We start from the raw sequence: 18,417 nt of genomic DNA, 5'->3' as shown, positions 1-18,417 counted from the left end.
CGAAGAATCATGAACATAACCAATAAATTCCTTTTATATGCCTGTGCGGCAGCCACCCTCATGACGGCAGGCTGTTCGGACGAGCTTCGGACGGAACGGGACGACGGCGGCGACAAGCCGGTGGAGGAGAACTACCTCCGACTGACGCTCCATTGTCCGGATGTCAAGGCACCGCTCACCCGCTCGAATCCTACAGGAGGCGAGAACGGCGACGGCTACGAGCCGGGGCAGGACTACGAGACGCGCATCGACGACCTGATGCTGCTCTTCTACCAAGGGACAGACGGGGTGAACTCGCCCGCCTCGACTCCGATAGACAAGATTATCTATCTCGACCGCGACGCCATGCAGGGCGACAACCGCACCGAACCGGTGTTGGTGGGACTGCCCGGCGGATGGTACGACCTGCTGGTTATTACCAACACCGGCAACATCCGCCCGCAGCTCAAAGACTTGACGCTCGGAGAAGTACGTGACTTCCTGCAAAAGCGTGCGTGGATGGAAAGAAACGGCGAGTATTCACATTTCGTGATGGCGTCGGACGGCCACCTGGACGAGAAGGTGTATATCTGTGGCGACAACACGATCGACAACCCCGCTTCGGCAACAGTCGAGGTCGAACGTCATGCGGCACGCATCGACTACCTGCCGGTACATGACTATTTCGACGTGATGGACAAGACGGCGGGAGCAGCCCGTGTGTCGATTACCGGCGCCATGATCGTCAACAAGCTGGATGCAGGTTCATTCATGGTCAAACGAGTGGTCGGAGCTGCGGCCAACGATGCGTTCGGACCGGCAAGCGCAGTTGAGTTTTTAGGCTTGGAGCTGCCTGAATGGGGCGACCACCAGACTAACTACGTGCTCGACCCGTGGAGCCGCTACAAGACGATGGCGAATGTGAAGAGCGAGATGTTCAACCCCAACTGGCCGGAGCGTCCCGCTTCGGACGGCAAACGGGTCGAAGCCCTTTATGAAAACTACTTTATGAGTTTCGGTACTTCGGCAGGTAACTGGCGTTTCACCAACGGCATGGGCGACCGCGTAGGCGAATGGTACCGCGTGGGCTACACGAAAGAAAACACGGTGGCGCGTGCCGACCAGTCGCCTTACTATTGCACAGGCGTGGTGTTCAGGACATTATACGGACCCAGAAGATGCCTCTTCTATGATCCCGCCACCGGCACGAGCGACTATCGCAAAGGATTGGACGGCACGCCGTTTACCTTCTTTGCTTTCAAAGGTGTGATCTACGGTTCGCCCGAAGCAGCGATGCTGGCTTTCACCGAAGGGGCGCCGGACGTCTCTACCTACGACTTCACGGGCAAGACCTGGGGCGACGTGCATTCGCTGGTATCGAGCTTGAAGGAGGGCGACCCGACCGGATACCGCCGTTTCCTTTCAAGGAAGCTGAAAGACAAGAATTCGTCAACTGCTCTGACTGCAGCCGAAGCTGCTGCATTGGCGTGGAAGAAATATATGTACACGACGTTCGGATATGCCTCGCGCACGGACGGCACGCCGCAGGTCGATCAGGGCGGTAAAGACACGCGTCGTCTGTTGGCACGCTATGGCCTGCATACCTACGTGGACGGTGTTTGCTTCTACACCCACTGGATCCGCCATTCCAACAACAACGCCCCTTCGAAGGGCATCATGGAGTATGCCATCGTGCGCAACAACGTCTACAAGTTGCGCATCCGCGACTTCTACGGCCTGGGCGACGACATTCCCTACGAACCGCCGTTCGATCCCGAGCCCGAGGATCCGATAGATCCGGATAACCCGGATGATCCGAAAGACCCCGAAGATCCCGACAATCCGGATGAACCGGAAAAAATCGAAATCGAAGTGATTGTCAAACCCTGGATAGGACTGCCGGACGAGACGATTTATTTTTAACGTGCAAAATTGGAGAACAATGAACTATCATAAAATACTATATCTTTTATTCCCGGTGCTGGCGGTGTTTTGCCTCGCCGGACTGGCTTCATGCGATTATATCCATGACGAACTGCCTCTTTGCCGGCACACGCTCCGTTTCGTTTACCGGCACAACATCAAGCACGCCGATGCTTTCGCCTACGAGATGGTGAACCAGGAGCGCGAAAAGAACGTCCGCCTCTACATCTACGATCAGGACGGCAAGTTCCTCTCTTCCCGTCTGATCGAGGGCGAGGAACTGAAAAAGAACGAAGTAGATCTCAGCGAATTAGAACCGGGCGACTACCGCCTGCTTGCCTGGGCGGGGCTGAACGACCGCGACTATACCTGGACGGAACCCGCCGAAGGCTCTACGATCGAAGACTTCCGTATGGCACTGAGAGCACCCAAAAACAGAGTGGACAGCGAGCTGTCGGGACTCTTCCAGGGTGAGCTGGACTACACGATCCCGGCGGGCGGCACAACCGACACCGAGTTTCCGCTCGTGAAGAATACGAACAAAATCCGCTTCATCTTAGTGGATGCCAACCGGGGCACGGAACTGTCGAAAGACGCCTTCGACTTCGTGGTCACCACTACCAACGGCGACCTCGACGCGCACAACGAGCCGGTTGCCGACACCCGCATCACCTGGTTGCCCTACCTGCAACAGGTCGAAACCGTCAAGTCGGCTGATAATGCAACCGTTGCCTACGATGCCGCCTGCACCGAGCTGAACACCTTGCGTCTGATCGACAACTCGACCGGAACGCTGAGTGTCCGCTATGCAAGCGAAAAGACGCCGTTTATCAACGTCAACCTGACAGAGTTGTTGAAGCTGACGCAGATCGAGTCGCACAAACTGGGCGGACAGGAATATCTGGACCGTCAGGACGAATATGTGCTCACCGCATACGTGGATATCGCCGGCGGACGGGCGCATTGCCTCTATGTAGTAGTGGACGACTGGATCGTCCGTCTCGAAGACGTGACACTTGGTAATGAGGAGATGGGATTATGAAAACGCGATTGAATCCATATAAAAGCCTACCCGTGTTAGCTTGCCTGCTTGCCTGCCTGACATTCGGTTGCGCGAGCGGCGAGCGGGGTGCGAACGGCGATCCCGACCTTCCGGAAATGGTGGAAGTGGATTTGCAGGTAGGCGTCTCCGATGCTTCGGGGTCGTTGCAGACGAAAGCGAGTGACGATGATCTGAAGCCATTGACCGGTGAACAGATCAACTCTTTGGTAGTGTTTATCGTCAACGCTTCTGATAAGATTGAAAAGAAGTTCCAGCCAGATTTGACTGGTGATGAACAAGCAAAGGAAGGTGAATTGACCAACTGGTCGTCCGGCTCTTTCGAGATTACCAGTGGTGTGAAGAAGATTTATGCGTTTGCCAACTGGAAGTCGCTGAATAATGAAACTTTGAATAAGGCAATCGGAACGGCGGAAGGACAACCGATGCCGAAGTTGCCGGAAACGGTTTCCTGGGAAAATGACTCATTCGATCCGAATAATAACAAATTCCTACCGATGAGTTTTTCTGAAACATGGACGGTATCTTCCGGAACGAAGAAGAAAATCGAGTTAGTCCGTTTGGTGAGCCGCATGAAGGTTTTCGTAAGAAATGAAACGGGGCATGGAATAACTGTCAGTAGTTTAAAAATCACTCCTTTTAATACGAACTCTTATCTGTTTGGAAAAGAGAATAACACAATCTTGCCAACGACAGGAGACGGATGGAGCATTGATGATATATTAAATAATATACCGCTCACAACCAATGATGAAAATCAAGAAAAAAGTTCGGAATGGATTTATGTGAATGAATCGGAAAAGGACAACGGGTTTGAGGTGATATTGAATACGACCAGTACGGGTACTGGTTTCAGTCACGATGCAAATTTTCATAGTGGGACTAAACGAACCTCTTTTGTCAAACGGATTCCGCGCAATCACGTTTGGAATCTAAGATTGGTATTTGCAAGTTATCAACTTACTTTAGGGATAGAGGGAAAAAATCCACCAATTGGTGGGTATCCGGATGTGATGACAAGTGAAAATGGATTGACCAATTTGAATTGTAGTATTGTTGGAGGAGGTCCATTTACTCTTACGATAAAGGAGTTAAAATCGTTAGAAACCGATAGACAATATAATGTTGATCAATTAAAATGGTCAATTGCCCAAACAAACAATGGAGACGGCTTATTGGTCGGTGATTTATCAATAGACGGAACAGAAATAACCGGTCGTATGGTTGGTGCAGCAATCGAAAACCAAACCGCAACGTTCATTTTAGAGGTACAAAATCCTGAAGCCCAACGGACCTTGTCCTTTACAGTGACATTACGGTTTAAGGATATATTTGAATCGCAACCATAAGCTCTCTAAAACCTACTTATCGAGTAGACATTCGTCTGCTTATCGAGTAAGCTCTCGTCTACTTATCGAGTAGACCGAAGCTTACTCGATAAGTAGATTTTCGCACTAAATAACAACAGATATAAAACTAAATTCAGAATACGATGAAACGAAATAAAATCAGATATGACAGATGGCTCCGGACGCTGTTCCTATCGTTCGCCCTGCTGACAGGCGGGGGAGGCTGGATGGTCTGGGGACAGGAAACAGAAACAAATAGACCAACCATAAATCTCAAATACACAGATACGCATGATAGTGTGTTTGTGGATACAAAAGAGATTTATGTAGTGCCAGGACGACCTAGGGAATTGTTTATTCAAGAGTTGAGGATTAGTATATCGGATAGTAAAAATAATAGTAATGAAACTAACGATAGATATAATTGGTATGTTCATTGGTATGTTAAAAATGAAACTCTAACCACAAATACAAAAGGAGAGATCAGTTTTTTGCAATCTAAAACTACTCAAAATGAGGCTAATAATCAAGGAGGAGAATTTACTTTAGAAAAAAACACAGAATATATAACCTCTAATCAGTTTGTAACTGTAACTTCTTCTGCTGAAAATAGAAACGATGGTGGTCTGGTTTGGTCAAAACGGTTAAAAGACCAGTTGGAACCTGTTAAGGGATATGGTATGGATGCTTCTACCATTCAATATACAGCTCCGAAAGACTATCAAGGAGGGGATGTTGTTTATTGTGATGTTAGTATATATCAAGATGGAGCAATAAATGAAAGTGTATATACAGAACCCACATTGACCAAACGAGTTAAATATATCATTAAAAATGCAGATGAATGCATCCAAAATATAAAAGAAAAAAAAGTTGAAACGTTTGAGTATTATTTCCCTGCGGTAAGAAAAGCAAAGAACTCTAATGGAAGAGTAGATCAGATTAATAAATCTATAAACTTTCATATGCCTTCATTGCCGAATAACTATTTTTGGAAAGACGAAAACAATAATATTCATCAAGGAAAAGAATTTCAATTTAAAGTGGGAGAGAATGAAACATATCAATCCTTTAGTCTAGTTACACGTAATAATAACAAGGTCCCTTTTCAACAGACGCAGAGAATTCCAGAAAAATTTTTCACTGACAATAAAGAAGATATAATTATTTACGTTCAAGCGATAGATGAAAATCAGAACTCAAGTGGTGATTTGGCAAAATTCACGTTTCATCCTTTACAAGATGTCGGATTTGAACTGGAAGAAAACATAAAAAATGACATTAATCGTTATCCACGAAGACTAACTGATAAGTATGAATTGTTAGCTAGTGTCAATTTTGACCAAGGGGAACCTGTCTTAACATCAAATTTAAACGTGGAGAATAATATAGCAAAAGAACCTTTTAGTGCATTCAAAGATAATTATACAACATATGGTTTTTGGGATCCTGATATTTATCCCCTGCAGAGAATTGGTTGGAATAAAGAAAAAGAAGCATATTTTGCTACAAGTAACCAAAATATTTATGCGCTATTTAGAAGTGCAAATCATTCTAATGTTTCAGTAACCGGAGTTAATAAAGAATACAAAACACAAACTGTGAATGGAGAAACAAAAAAATGGAATTATGAATATTTATGGATTAGTGGCAATAATACTTTATATGATCGCACATATGAAATTTCTATGGATCTAAATGAACCGGATAATAAAGGTAAAACCCAAGAAGAGCTGAAACAGAGAGCAAAACATGGTCATTTTTATTATATAGATGCTTCTAATGAATTCGGAACGGTGGTTAAAGTTCCTATTGAAGAACCTATTTGTCCTAATACAGAAATAACAGTAACGGCTTGGTTGGCAGATATGACTCGTGTTGGATTGTCAAACTCAAAAGATCCAGTATATCCTTTAGCACCAAACTTGAATATCATTTTTAAAGGAGTTGATAATTCTGGAAATGAAATTCCATTGCATTCTTTAACAACAGGAGATGCCTTGGTGCACTATAAGGATACAAAGAATTCTGACATAATGAAATGGCAACAGTTGTATTACACATTTGTTTTGGAAAGTAATGTACAATATGAGAGATATTACCTCGAAATCCAAAACAACGAGCCTCATACCGATGGTGCCGACTATGCTATCGATGATATCCGTATCTTCAAAACGAAACCGCAAGTACGTCTTGTGCAAGCCGGTGATTTGTGTGATACCGAAATTAATACGGTGAGATTTGTAACGGATTATAATCGTGCATTACAAGTTTTAGGATTGAAACAAGAACAGGTAGTACCGGAAAATCGACGTGTATCATATAGCGAGTTACCGGAATTATTGAAAGAGTATCTTACTGAAAAATATCCGACGAAACAAGATGATGCTCTTCAATATTTCACAAGCATTTATTACGCTGTTTATGACGAAAACGAAAAAAATACCCCCGTACAGATCAACTATAATAATTCAAAGGCAGACAAACAGAATTATCGGATTTCCTACATATCAACTCGGTTGGAAGATATGGAATGGACCAAAACATTTACTTACGATAAAGATGATCCGAATCCTTTAATAGCTTCCGCCCCAGTTTTTCTTAACGGAGAATTAATCGCCGGCAATAAATATGTAGCTCGACTTTTCACCGATATATCGGTGATGGAGAGTGAACCCTCCATCGAAAACAACCCCTGCGCTTTAGTCGGTGATCCCTTTGAATTAATTGTAGCAGGTAATATGTATGAAATAGTAAAAGGAGAATCGGAAGTTATCTTACCGGAAAATGCACAAATTAATGAAACCTATACCATAAATGGTAAATTTTGGTACAAGGAGAACGTAAACTCAGAGTCTTTTAAAGAACTGAAAAATGCTACATTTGATTGGTTTTTCGGAACGCTTGAAGAGTTTATCGCACCGAATACAATTGTTGTCAATAATGGAGGATCTTACTCGATTCAGACTGCATTGAATACATATAACGCATCCAATACGACCGAAGCTATTAAGAACGAAATAAAAAGTGTATTGGAAACAAATTATGGAATAAAAAGTACGGATAATCCTAGCGGGCGACTGATCTTAAAAGAGACTCAATTTACACATAGAATGACTCAAAAGTACCAACCGGTAGTTGTACAGGTTTCAGCAGATCAGGAGCCATTGTCATCATTAGGAGATAATGTGCTGTATTGTTCAAAGCCTGTTCAATTTGATTTAGGAGGTGTTCCTCCGACCATCGACCCGGGTGATCCCGACACGCCCGATCCCGATCCTGAGGACCCGAAAGACCCCGACCCGAAGGATCCCAATAATCCTAACCAACCGGATGATTGGAATGGCAAACACGTCCGCTCTGTCCGTGTTATGCTAACTCAGATACAGGATATGTTAAGTCCAACAGAAGAAAATAAAAAAGGGACATTGCGTATTCCGATTCATTTCCGTAAATCGGCAAAGGGGGAGATATTTGCTGTAAACCCTAATAATAATAAAATAAAGGTTGTAAGGACTTCAGATCCGAATTGGCAGAATAATGATAAAGAAGTTGCAACCTTAACGGAACTTGCAGATCAGTATATAGATTTAGAATCCACTGATAATAATACACCGAAATGGAATACGCACTATTTCAAAATCAAATTTAATACAAATAACGGCTTCCGTGAAGGCTTCTGGTATATGGTTGACATACCTTATCAAGTAGTAGACAATGAGCAAAAAGTCTATGAAGGTTCCATGAAACTCACCCTCAAAATCGTCCCCGAATATGTGACGTGGGTAGGAAGTGTAGACGGTATGCACAACTGGAACAACGACGGACCAAGCCATTGGAGACGGTCTAAAGATGATGAACTGTACACAACGAGTGTAGCAAGTGCAAACGGTACTCATGACGAAGCCTACACTCCAATGCGTTTCACGAAGGTGACGATTTATGGCAATAAGGAAAATAAGCCTTATTCTGCCTATCCGCATTTATATGAATTAAATAAGCAAAGTCAATCTCCGATATTAGACATGGTTACAACCGATGAAACTATCGGTGCCGCCACCAAGAATATTGAGTATGATTTGCTTGCCGATCCGGATTATGAGAAAGTATTATGGGGTGAAGAACCAACAGGTGAACTTGCATTAGGAGAACATGATTACGCCTGTGTCCGCTTCTACGGCAACACCTGCGACGAAATCTACATCAAGCCCGAATCGGAAATCCTGCATACGGAATACCTGACTTACAACAAGGCACACGTAGATTACGAAATGGCTCCGAACCGCTGGTACATGCTCGCTTCACCCTTGAAAGGCGTAGTGTCGGGGGATATGTATTTGCCGACAGGAAGTAACGTAGGTAAGTATGCACGTCAGGAGACACCGGCGTTTACGGATATTACCTATAGGGATAATACAAACTATACCCGTTGGAAACCGGCAGTTTATATGCGCGGATGGGATAAGACAACGGCAACGGTTGTTCGGGGTACTGGTTCTAATAATCAAGTCAATTACGGAATTACAGGTAGCTGGTCGAACCTCTATAATGATGTAGATGTTTCGTTTACGCCGGGTACTGGATTCTCGATTGGGACAAAGACGGATGGAAATTCTTTAGGTGAAAGCAATAAAGTGTTGTTCCGTTTGCCGAAAGCAGATGATAAATATACATATTATGGTAAAGGTGAAACTACTGGAGGGTATGAAATAAGAATAACAGAAGCTAACCGCAGCGGTAACGGTCGCTTCCATATCAGCCCTAATAAAGAAGGTAAGACTCCTGTTACTAAAGTTCAGGCTACTGGTGAAATGTTCGGCAACCCGTTCATGTCACATTTGGATATGTCGAAGTTCTTTGATAATAGTACAGGAACTTATTATATCCTAAGTGAGGATGGTACGACTACCAATATTTTAGGCGAGGGATATTCAATTTCAACGAAGGACAATACAGATCCTAAGTTTGTCGCCCCTCTCCAATCATTCATCGTGAAAGATCAGAGAACTGCCACTTTCAACACCGACATGATTGCGAAAGCCCCGGCAAATGGTACAAACGTTGGTTTGCGCTCCGCAACCGTCGCTTCAGCCGAAGAACCCCTGCCGCAATTGCGCATCACCGCCACCCGCAACGGAGTACGCAACACTGCCGTTGTTGCCGGTCTTGCCACCGCTTCGGACAGCTATGTGGAGGGGGAAGACGCTGCCTTGCTGATCAACGAGGAAGTTGCCGCACCACAGGTGTATACTCTTGCCGGAAATCAGATGGTAGCCATCAACGTGACACCCGACCTGGCTGAAATCCCCGTCGGCATCCACGGCAAAGACGCGACTCCGGTAGAGCTGAGCTTCAAACTGTCGGGCGCTATGAAGAACGTGAAGCTGGTAGACAAACAGACCGGCAAGCGCTACGACGTGACCGACGGCCTGACGCTGACCGTCCCGGGCAACACCTACGGACGCTACTTCCTGAACGGCTCCATCGCCACGTCGAACGAGATTATCGCCCGTAACCATATCATCTTCTACAACAGTGCCCCCGGACGGATCGACGTCTCTTCGGTCGATGCACTCAGCGAAGTGACGGTCTACGACATCGCCGGCCGTGCCCTGCGCACCTTGCGCAACCTGAACACCCCGACCGCCTCTGTCGACCACCTCGCACCGGGCATCTACGTCATCCGTGCCGAAAGCGGTTCGCAAACCATAAGCGAAAAGGTAGAGGTGAAGTAACCCAGTCGATACGAATAAGGAGTATATAAAGAGAACCCGGAGCACATGGATTTATTATCCGTTGCGCTCCGGGTTCTTGTTTCAGGGCAATAATTTTGATGTTGTTGGCCTGATCAGAATAATATATTGAAATGCAATTCAAAAATTATAAGTATGTTTGTACCCTAAATCGCATATTCATTAATTATTTATGATGACAAAACATCTTCGTTTACTGCTGGTATTACTGCTTTGCTTAGCAACTTCCTGTAAAACGACACAACAAATATCGCAGCAACCGGCTGGAAAAGAAGCGAAACGGGAATTCCGCGGAGCTTGGATACAGACGGCTTTCCAGGGAGAATATAAGGATATGACGCCCGCGCAAATGCGGAAAGATTTTATCCGTAAGCTAAACTATCTGCAAAAATGCGGGATCAACGCCATCATCTTCCAGGTGCGCCCGGAAGCCGATGCCTTCTATAAATCGAACATTGAACCCTGGAGCCGCTTCTACACCGGACAGCAGGGACTCGCCCCGGCCGGGAACTTCGACGTGATGGCTTTCCTGATCGAAGAATGCCACAAACGGAACATGGAATTTCACGCCTGGCTGAACCCTTACCGGGCAAGCACGGCAGGCAACACCCGTTTTGCCGATTCACATATATATAATAAGCACCCGGAATGGTTCGTGACCTACAACAAGCAAATCCTGTTTGACCCGGGATTACCGGAAAGCCGGCAGTTCATCTGCCGCGTGGTACGCGATATCGTAAGCCGTTATGATGTAGACGCCATCCACATGGACGACTATTTCTACCCCTACCCGGCAGCCGGCATGCCTTTCCCGGATGATAAAAGCTTCCGGAAATACGGCTTGAACAAAGGATATAAAGCGACACAGCGCGCGGACTGGCGAAGGGAGAATGTGAACCTGCTGATTCGTGAGATCAAACGCACCATCCTACTGTCCAAACCGTGGGTCCGGTTCGGCATCAGCCCGTTCGGCATCTACCGCAACAAGAAAAGCACGCCCGACGGTTCGGGCAGCAACACCAACGGGTTACAGAACTACGACGATCTGTATGCAGACGTGACACGCTGGGTGAAAGAGGGTTGGATAGACTATAACATTCCACAGATATACTGGGAGATCGGGCATCCGGCAGCCGACTATGTCACACTGATCAAATGGTGGGACAAAAACGCCAATGGCGGACACCTCTATATCGGCCAGGACGTCGCCCGCACGATGAAAGCCGGAGAACTGACACGTAAGATGCGCTACGAGCGCACGCTTCCCCACATCAGCGGCAACTGCTTCTGGCCTGCAAACGAAATCCTCTGGAACAACAAAGGCGTAGCCGACAGCCTGAAACGGAACTACCACCGCTATCCGGCACTGATCCCGGCTTATACGCACCTGCACAACCGTGCCCCGCAAGAGGTCAAGAAGCTGAAAACCGAATGGACGGCCCAGGGATATATGTTGCACTGGCAGGCGGAACAAAGCAAGACCAATCCCGAATTGGCAAGCTACTTCGTCATTTACCGCTTCGAAAATAAAGAGCCGGTCAACCTGAACGACCCCTCGAAGATCGTAGCGATCACACGCAAAACGAACTATCTGCTGCCCTACGACAACGGAAAGCAAAAATACCGCTACGTAGTCACAGCCGTAGACCGTTTCCATAATGAAAATCAAGGTAAAAGCAAAAAGGTAAAACTTTAAAACCAACTGCGGATGTCTGATTTTATCTGTCAGAAATATACAGACTGTTCTTCCTGCTCCCACTATCAGAAGCAGATATTCAAATACCGTTCTTACCTGAAAGGGATGAAGATCCCGAAAGAACGGTGTTCGCAGAATACGATCTACTTCCTGATATCCGGCTCCGTCCGGGTAACCAGTGACGAGCATCCAAACACGGTATTTCATGGCGGGCAATTCATCATGCAACCGATCGGTTCACGTGTAGAGTTCCACATCTTAGAATCTACAGAATGCATCCTTTACCTGTTCGAGACTCCGCAAAACATTTGCGCCGACCGCTTCAACAAAGGATTGGAACTGGCGAAAGAGTCTCCCATGCTCCCCATCGTCTTGGAGATGTACTTTCCTCTGCGCCTTTTTATCAACGGGCTGAAGATGTACCTCAACAACGACCTGCTGTGCTCCGAATTTCTGAAAGCCAAGCAGACGGAGTTGTATTTCCTGCTCAACTGCTACTATACCCTGAAGGAGATCGCCGGTTTCTATGCACCTATATATAGGTATAGTAAAACATTCCGTTACTTCGTCATGCAAAATTACCTGAAAGTAAAAGATGTCGAGTCGTTTGCGCAATTAGGAGGATATAGCACCCCCACTTTCCGGCGTTTATTCAAAGATACTTTCGGAGAGCCGGTTTACCAATGGATGACGAAGAAGAAATGCCTGGATATACAAAACGACCTGACCACCACGAATATCAGCATTTCCGAGATCTGCTATAAGTACGGCTTCGAATCTTTATCCAACTTCTCCCACTTCTGCCGGGCTAATTTCGGCAAGTCTCCGCGTGCCATCCGTAACGAAAGAGACGAAAACATATAAAAATCAATACATTTTGCAAGTTTTGCAACCTTTTGATTAGAAAAAGCAATTCCTGCCATCTGCTATTCCTCTATATTTGCAGCATAAAGAGAAAGATAGTATTGATTATCAATACTTATTTAAAGAATGAATATTCTGAATTACATAAAAACAGGAATCGTCTTTACCGTTTGTTGCATTATCATCACATTAGTCAGATGCAGTACGGAAAAGACACCGGATCTGGGCAAGCAGGGCGACATACAATATTCCTTCAAATGGGATAAGCTCTTGAAAGGACATCCGGTCCCGGAACGGGTTAGATACTGTTTCTATCCGACAGACGGAGGTTCAGTCATCCAGATGGAAGATGATGCCGATGAATTGAGTTTCACATTGCCGCCTGCCCGCTACAAATTATTGGTATTTAATTGTGATGCCGCAGACATCGACTTTCGGAATATCAATAAGTTTGAAACAGCCGAAGCTTACCTTCAAACAACAAAGGCGGCCGAAAACGCTCAAACAGGAAAAATCCCCTTATACGGGGTTGTTGTTGAAAAATTAGAGATAAAAGCCGGAAGCAACGAGTTAATCGAGTTCACTCCCGAACCATTAGTCCGCAACCTGTCCATCAAGGTCAAAGTAGACGGAATGGAGAAGATTACAAATTGTAAAGGGACCATCAGCGGTATGTCGACCTCAATCAATCTAAGCAGACAGGAGATTGTAACCGGCGAGAAGACAGACCTGACATTCGAAACCACCCCTTCAGAGGAAGGAGTAAATGCAAACATTCTGATGCTGGGAAAACCAAAAGGAAAAGGGGAAGAACAACCCGAGCCACCCACACATGAGGTAACATTAGATTTTACCTTATCCGACGGTAGCAACGCCTCTTCAACCATTGACTTAGGAACATCCATCGACGAAACCGAAGGGCACGACATTGATGTAGCCATTGAAGCCACCGTCGTTCCCGGCCCCACCTTCACAGTCAAAATCAACCACTGGGAAGTAGTAGCCGGAGACAGTTTAATCATCGAATAAACAAATAATAAGCGATATAGGGTATAATAACAATTAAAAAATGAATATCATGAAGAATTTAGTATTAAGTATGCTTGCTATAGCAAGCATATCAGTTCTGAGCAGCTGCTCAAGTGAGAATGATGTGATTGACGAAGTGACTGGTGGGGATCAGGACAAGGTGGAGATAAAGTTGAATGCGGGAGTTATTACAACAAAAGCACCCATTGAAAATGGAACTGGTGAGAATGCCAATTATCCTGCAACAACTGTTCCACTACAAATTGTGGCAGCTCCAGACGCTCCAACTGCAGTTTGGACAAATGTGGCAAATGCGGCATCCACTCCCAAATTAGGCACAGATGGGGTAATTGATTTTACAGACGCAACTAAATTATATTATAATGCAAATGCAGCTAATAAATCACATTTAATTGCATACAGTCCTGTAGGAGCAAATACTGCTGGCCAAGTTGAATGGACTATAAATGGAACACAGGATATTATAATCGCAAAAGCTGTTAGTGGTTCAAAAACAGAAAATGAGCAAATAACGTCTTTATCATTCAAACATTTATTAACTCAGTTACAATTTGAAGTTATTGGAAGTGAGGCAGCAAAAACAACATTTGGAAAGATAGTTTCCATCAAGGTAAAAGATGCTCTAACCAAACCTAAAATGGCATTAAGTGATAATGAAGTAACTACATTAGACTGGACAAATATAGACAAAGATAATTTATCTGTCCGTAGTCTAAATGACGATAAAGAGATTACAAACATTGAAATGCCAGTGGCAGCAGACGCTCAAAGCGTTGGTTATCTGATATTACAGCCTACAACGAATTACACTTTACTCGTTACTACAGATAATGTTACAGAAAAAGAAGTGCCTATCACAATAAATGGAGGAGCAATAACAGTTGGTAATGCACATAAAATAACACTAACATTTAGTGCAACAGGTATAGAGCCAACAGCTACTCTTACAGGTTGGGCAACAGGTGCTGCTTCTGGAAGTGGAACATTTAATTAATTAAAATATATCACAACAGAAACATATCTTTAAAAATTATCCATTTCTCTTTTAAAAAGGGAAATGGATAGTTTGATATATCTCCTTTCCTCTTACAAACTAATTACAACACATGAAAATTATCAAGTATACATTTTTGTTATTATATTTTACATTATCTGGTTGCAATGAAACAGATGTGCCATTGGTAACACCATCAGAAGCTATCCGATTTTCCACCCACATCCAAACCCTTACCACCAAATCCATCATCACCGAAACCACCCTTCCCGACAACTCCCAAATCGGGATCTTCTCTTGGGGACATCATAAAAACGACGGGAGCGTTAACACCACTCTCCGCAAAGATCTGACAAACACGCTATACACCAAAGAAGCCGGTAGCGCTGAATTAGTAACTTCGGCAGACGCCCATTATCCCATCAATCCCGACACATTGTTAAACTTCTACGCTTACTACCCTTATATATCATCAGCCGCCAATACGCCCGGAAATATTCCGTTCGATCTAAGCAAACAAGAAGACATTATGTGGGCTACCCCTGTCCTGAACCGGAGTAAAGCCACAAACGAAGAGACAGTCAACCTCTCTTTCAACCACCTTCTCTCGGCAATCACCATCAAATTCAAGAAAGTCGACGATATTAAAGAAGAAATGATTTTAGAAAGCATCTCTTTAGCGAGCTACTCGCCTTCTTTACAACTCGACATACAAACAGGCAAGCTGACACAGACAGTTTCCACTACCGCATATACATTTATCAAAGATTTAACGACCCCTGTCGTCCCTGCAGGGCAGACAATCGTGACCGATTTTTTACTCTGCCCCATAGCCAAACCCATCTTTATCGTCCGCATGAGCGGTAAAGATTACCGCATCGAATCCTCCAAAGCATTCGAACCCGGAAAGAGACAAACCTATGAATTCACCCTGCAAGCCAAAGACATCCACCTCTCCGGCAGCATCAATCCCTGGGTAGACGGCGGTTCAAGCAATGAAACAGTTTATTTTTAGATAAACAAAGAGGCTGGCAAAGGTCGGCACCTCTTCCGAAAAAGGTTAGCACCTTTTGGGAGACAGCCTATAACCTTTTTACCAATAGGATATAGGCTATATTTTTTATCCTTTAGGCTATATTTTACAGGTCGGGGACCAATAATTACCGGATTCCGCCCATTATCAGAAAAAAACAAACGGGGTTCACCCTCCCGTAAAACGATAAATTTCAGGAGTTAGCAGTGAAGGCAAAAAAAATCGAACTGTTCACAACCATTTTTCCCGGAAAAACGAACGGCATTCACTGCATTCACTTCAAAACAATGATTTAATTGGACTTACAAGGGTGTGAACCCAATATAAAAAACAACAGAGTGGGTTAAAATCTAATATACCTGCCATCAAAAGATTAGGTTATCCGTCAAAACATTTATATAAACTTTCTTTGTAACACCCTCATAGTTTTTCAGTTCGCCGACCAGCACGAGTTCCGCCCCCTTCATCCAGGGCTCGAAAGGGATTGCTTCCTGATAGGAAATCTCGCGGAGTAAGGCCGGTTGATTTTTCACGACCAGATAGGCCCCGTCATCTGCAACAACTTTCCCTTTAAAAGCAAGTGCCCGTTCGTACATCTTCTGCTTATTGGCGCCATTCACGACGATGGGCCGGAACATCAGCGAGTCCCGGCCTTCACGGAGCATCGGCGCAATCGCCAGGCTCTGGTAACGGCCGACATTCAATCCCGACAAGTCGATTTGCAGGTCCAACATCAAGTTATCACCCTGCTGCCCGATACTATTTTCTCTTACATACACCATTCCCCGGTAATCGGACAGAAGTTCCTGGGCATGACCTGACAGCACGGTAAAAAGAAAAAACAGGATATATGGAATTGTTTTCATAAGGCTCTTATTTAATGATATACATGATACTTATCCCTAACTTCGTCGGGCCGAAATAGTCATTACGGTAACTGCCTGCCGCCGCTTCACTTGCCGGGAACGGGGTTTTGTCATACTTGAAACGGACATATCCGACTCCGGCTGTAAATTCGATGTTCCAATGAGGAGAAAGATACAACTGGTAGCCGTATGAGAGACCGCCCCCATAGGCATTGCCGTCATAAGCGTAGCCGGACTTCATCACATTCAGAAGTGCCTTGCCTGCCACATCATAATCGGCATACAGGGCATGGGCGCCAAAGAAATGTCCGTTAAAACGTTCGTGCAGCCAGTAGCGCAACTCCGGTTGTACGAGCCAGTGCTTAATGGATTTATCGTCCGAAAAAGTCCAGGGGTTGTAATTGCCCGAAATATCCAGTGAAAGATGTTTGTTGAATGCAACTTCTGCTCCCAGGTTGAAAGTCGTGGTCGCGTCATACAGCACATTCGTCTTGACGGCAACCACCTGCGACCGGGCACAGAAAGCGCAACACAGACAGATAAGGATAAAATAGATTCTCTTCATCGACTTTTTATTGATTTACATCATGAATTAAAAAACAAAGATATGTAAAATCTATATGTATATAAACAGAATTGATGCTAAATGCACACTCCGGACAGATTAATTGCATATCTTTGTAAGATGAACCATTTAGTATTGGGGGCATATGAAATTTAAACTTATCACTCTGTTTATCATCCTTTGCTTAGGATTTACAAACTGTTCCGAGAATGAGACTCCGGAACCCCGGACAACTCGCACCATTTTAGTCTACATGATGGCTAATAACAGTCTCAGCAGTTTCGCATCGAAAAACATAGAAAGCATGATAGAAGGAGCGACCGGCAAAAACCTCAACGGAGGAAACCTGATCGTTTATTATGCCCCTGTCGGCTCGGACCCGGAACTTCTTCAGATAAAAGAGGAGAACGGCGTTGTCAAAAAATTCCATCTGAAAGATTATGAGAAGCAGAACTCGGCTGATCCGGACGTGATGCGGAGCGTGATCAACGAGGTTGTTTCACAATATTCGGCCGACAGCTACGGGCTGGTTTTATGGAGCCACGGGACTGCCTGGCTCCCTTCCGACTACCAGAATAAGCTGAAAGCATTCGGGCAGGACGGCAACGACTGGATGGAGATCGACGACCTGGCAAAGGGATTGCCGAATAACGTATTTGATTTTATCCTGTTCGATGCCTGCTACATGGCAAGTGTCGAATGTGCTTACGAGCTTAGAAATAAGGCCGAATATATCTTAGCTTCCCCGACGGAAACATTGGCCGACGGATGGCCGTATGCGGATATGATGCCGCAATTGTTCGCCACCAACCTGCAACTGGAAAAGGTCGGCGAAACGTTCTACAACTATTATCTGAATGATTCTTATCCGTACGCGACCGTATCGCTTACGAAGACAAGCGAACTGGATAATCTGAAAAATGCAACGCGTGAGATACTGGCGGATAAGCCCGAAAGCGATATCTACAGCCTCGACCTCAAAAAGATGCAAAGACTGGAATACTTGTATCGCAGCCCCGGAATGTTATATGATATGGCAGACTATATCAAGCAGCTTGCGACAGACGAACAATACAGCAATTTCATCAGCTGCTTAGACAAGGCTGTTGTCTACAAAGCACATACCCCAAAATCCTATTATTACTACGGCACACCTCAACAGGCATTGCCGGTAGACAGCTATTGCGGCCTGACCGTTTTCGTCCCGCAAGAATCTCTACCTAAAATGCTCGAATGGTATAGGCAAAGGGTTAGCTGGTATAAGGCGGTTTATGAATAAACCCTC

At 45.1% G+C, this 18,417-nt stretch carries 12 protein-coding genes; 10 read left to right on the top strand and 2 right to left on the bottom strand.

Annotated features, from left to right (window positions below):
- Positions 1–9 precede the first annotated feature (9 nt).
- The 9 genes from ACPYIV_RS17365 to ACPYIV_RS17325 all read left to right on the top strand — a co-directional run bounded on the left by ACPYIV_RS17365 (position 10) and on the right by ACPYIV_RS17325 (position 15,683).
- Complete coding sequence (locus ACPYIV_RS17365; protein ID WP_425884258.1) at positions 10–1,902, top strand: Mfa1 family fimbria major subunit; 1,893 nt, start codon at positions 10–12, stop codon at positions 1,900–1,902.
- Between the two features lie 19 nt (positions 1,903–1,921).
- Positions 1,922–2,944, top strand: a complete 1,023-nt coding sequence (locus tag ACPYIV_RS17360) for a FimB/Mfa2 family fimbrial subunit (RefSeq protein ID WP_425884256.1) — start codon at positions 1,922–1,924, stop codon at positions 2,942–2,944.
- A complete protein-coding gene (locus ACPYIV_RS17355) occupies positions 2,941–4,311 on the top strand; it encodes a FimB/Mfa2 family fimbrial subunit (protein ID WP_301704130.1) in 1,371 nt (456 codons plus the stop codon). Before ACPYIV_RS17360 ends, ACPYIV_RS17355 begins: the two co-directional genes overlap by 4 nt.
- A 143-nt stretch (positions 4,312–4,454) precedes the next feature.
- On the top strand, positions 4,455–10,046 hold the full coding sequence (locus tag ACPYIV_RS17350) for a T9SS type A sorting domain-containing protein (protein WP_425884254.1): 5,592 nt from the start codon (positions 4,455–4,457) through the stop codon (positions 10,044–10,046).
- A gap of 190 nt (positions 10,047–10,236) precedes the next feature.
- A complete protein-coding gene (locus tag ACPYIV_RS17345; protein ID WP_425884252.1) occupies positions 10,237–11,760 on the top strand; it encodes a glycoside hydrolase family 10 protein in 1,524 nt (507 codons plus the stop codon).
- Between the two features lie 12 nt (positions 11,761–11,772).
- Positions 11,773–12,624, top strand: coding sequence for a helix-turn-helix domain-containing protein (locus ACPYIV_RS17340; protein ID WP_293733918.1), 852 nt, complete (start codon positions 11,773–11,775; stop codon positions 12,622–12,624).
- Positions 12,625–12,750: 126 nt separating this feature from the next.
- Entirely contained in the window at positions 12,751–13,653 is a 903-nt protein-coding gene (locus ACPYIV_RS17335; protein ID WP_293733919.1) for a DUF5119 domain-containing protein, read from the top strand.
- Positions 13,654–13,702: 49 nt separating this feature from the next.
- Positions 13,703–14,668, top strand: coding sequence for a fimbrillin family protein (locus tag ACPYIV_RS17330; RefSeq protein WP_425884249.1), 966 nt, complete (start codon positions 13,703–13,705; stop codon positions 14,666–14,668).
- 112 nt (positions 14,669–14,780) lie between these two features.
- Complete coding sequence (locus ACPYIV_RS17325) at positions 14,781–15,683, top strand: fimbrillin family protein (protein ID WP_425884247.1); 903 nt, start codon at positions 14,781–14,783, stop codon at positions 15,681–15,683.
- 383 nt (positions 15,684–16,066) lie between these two features.
- Here the strand turns inward: ACPYIV_RS17325 and ACPYIV_RS17320 are convergent, their stop codons facing one another.
- Together ACPYIV_RS17320 and ACPYIV_RS17315 are read right to left on the bottom strand one after the other, a co-directional pair.
- Complete coding sequence (locus tag ACPYIV_RS17320) at positions 16,067–16,567, bottom strand: DUF3868 domain-containing protein (protein WP_293740291.1); 501 nt, start codon at positions 16,565–16,567, stop codon at positions 16,067–16,069.
- Between the two features lie 7 nt (positions 16,568–16,574).
- Positions 16,575–17,132 carry a DUF3575 domain-containing protein gene (locus tag ACPYIV_RS17315; RefSeq protein ID WP_293733978.1) on the bottom strand — a complete coding sequence of 186 codons (558 nt, stop codon included), beginning with the start codon at positions 17,130–17,132 and terminating at the stop codon, positions 16,575–16,577.
- Between the two features lie 145 nt (positions 17,133–17,277).
- Here ACPYIV_RS17315 and ACPYIV_RS17310 point away from each other — a divergent pair, with 145 nt between their 5' ends.
- Positions 17,278–18,411, top strand: coding sequence for a clostripain-related cysteine peptidase (locus tag ACPYIV_RS17310; protein WP_425884244.1), 1,134 nt, complete (start codon positions 17,278–17,280; stop codon positions 18,409–18,411).
- Positions 18,412–18,417: the final 6 nt, after the last annotated feature.

Origin of the sequence: Parabacteroides vesiculifaciens, from assembly GCF_049860805.1 — a bacterium.
Lineage (GTDB): Bacteria > Bacteroidota > Bacteroidia > Bacteroidales > Tannerellaceae > Parabacteroides.
The sequence above is the reverse complement of the archived record's forward strand: the minus strand, read 5'-3'. Positions and strand labels throughout refer to the sequence as shown.